The sequence below is a fragment of the Veillonella dispar genome, from assembly GCF_937975875.1.
In the GTDB taxonomy this organism is placed as follows: domain Bacteria; phylum Bacillota; class Negativicutes; order Veillonellales; family Veillonellaceae; genus Veillonella; species Veillonella dispar_B.
Map to the genome: position 1 here is coordinate 1 of NZ_CALJSP010000035.1, position 1,488 is coordinate 1,488.

A 1,488-nucleotide genomic window follows, 5' to 3' on the forward strand; every position below is an offset into this window, starting at 1 on the left:
ATTAGATAATTGTGATACCACTTGCCCCGGTTCTACAACCTCTACAGCAGAAAGCATACCCATTGGGATTTTATCGATATACGCAACCTCGTCTACGATAGGAATTTTATGATCTAATCGATTATTGACGAGTACTCCATCATCGGCTTGAAGAATAGCAGCGCGAATATCATAACCGCGTTGACAGTACGCATTGATAAGCTGTGCTACCAATTCAAAATCGATAATTTTAGGAGCTACCACGATGTATGGCTTATCTTGTGGCTTGTCGATGAGTTGTTCAATAGGAACTGTATAGCCTACACCAAGTCCTAAACCACCTGGTGTTTTAGGATTGTGACCTATCATGGTAGATTCCGTAATAATGGTTTCCGTAATGGTCTCCATAGCTACATCACCGATAACTGGTGTAGCCTCATTAATGCGAATTAAGTCAATGTCTCGTAGTGTAAGATTAGCAGACTTGATTAGCGACTTGAGGGCATCCATGAGGCCTACGATATTTTCGCGCGTTCCTTTAATACCAGTGGTGCTAGCAATAGCAGAAGATAAGAACTTTACCTCTCCATTGCTATGAATTTCGGCCAAGGCCGCTTCTGTTGTAGAGTTTCCGATATCGATGCCAACAATTCGTTTCATAATGACATCTCCTATAGGTTAATTATCACCTTTCAGTTTTTTACGGCGTTCGTAGTTTTCTGCAGCTTCTCGTACAAAGTTTGCACAAATTGGAGCACCTAGACCATCAAGTTCGCTAGCAATATCCAAGAGTTCTTGTTTAGAAGAACGATATGGACGAAGTGCATTATACATTTCAAGTAAGCGTTTATCGCTAACTTTCGTCATTTCTGCGGCGCGGGAGAAGTTGAGTTCAATTTGATCACGGCCCCCAGCCTTAGCAATTTGACCTTGGGCTTTCAAAATGGATGGAGAAATTTTCAAATCATCCATTGTGATGTGACCTGCCATTACGTTATCCATCGTAATATGGCTCAAGTCACGGCCTTGACCAAGATCAATCCATTCAGGATGTTTTTTAGCAATCGGATAATCTTCGATTGTAACTACTCTATCTACTGTGTTAGTTGTAGATGGTGTATGAGGCGTTGAATACTGTGTTGTACTGCCTTTCGCCCCTTCTATTTCAGATACGATCTGCCGAATTAAGGCTTCTAATTCGTTAGCCATAGTAAACCTCCTTATACAGTGACACGAACTTCATCAGCTGGCTTACCTTTTACTACATGCTTAGTTTCCTTGATGTGAAGTAACGCGGACAATGCTTGGTATTTTGGACGAGCCATTTGATCGTTCAATGTTGGTACTGGTGTTGGGGATTCGCCCTTAGCGTATTTAGCAGCATTTTTACCGATAGCGCGGTATGTTTCAGCTGTTAATAGCGGTGCTTGAGGGAATAATTCCAAATTTGAAAGTGGTTGTAAGTCCCGTTGGTGAATCAAGGTTGTACCTTTAGATTGAATGCCGATA

The 1,488-nt window shown here is 41.7% G+C and carries 2 protein-coding genes and 1 pseudogene; all 3 read right to left on the reverse strand.

Features of this window, described 5'->3' with window-relative positions; translation table 11 throughout:
* A pseudogene (locus Q7P05_RS01395) lies at positions 1-639 on the reverse strand (diol dehydratase reactivase subunit alpha); the annotation flags it as partial.
* Between the two features lie 18 nt (positions 640-657).
* Entirely contained in the window at positions 658-1,188 is a 531-nt protein-coding gene (locus tag Q7P05_RS01400; RefSeq protein WP_288581193.1) for a diol dehydratase small subunit, read from the reverse strand.
* 11 nt (positions 1,189-1,199) lie between these two features.
* Positions 1,200-1,488: glycerol dehydratase reactivase beta/small subunit family protein (locus tag Q7P05_RS01405; protein ID WP_303930149.1), on the reverse strand; the 289-nt coding region annotated here is incomplete at its 5' end.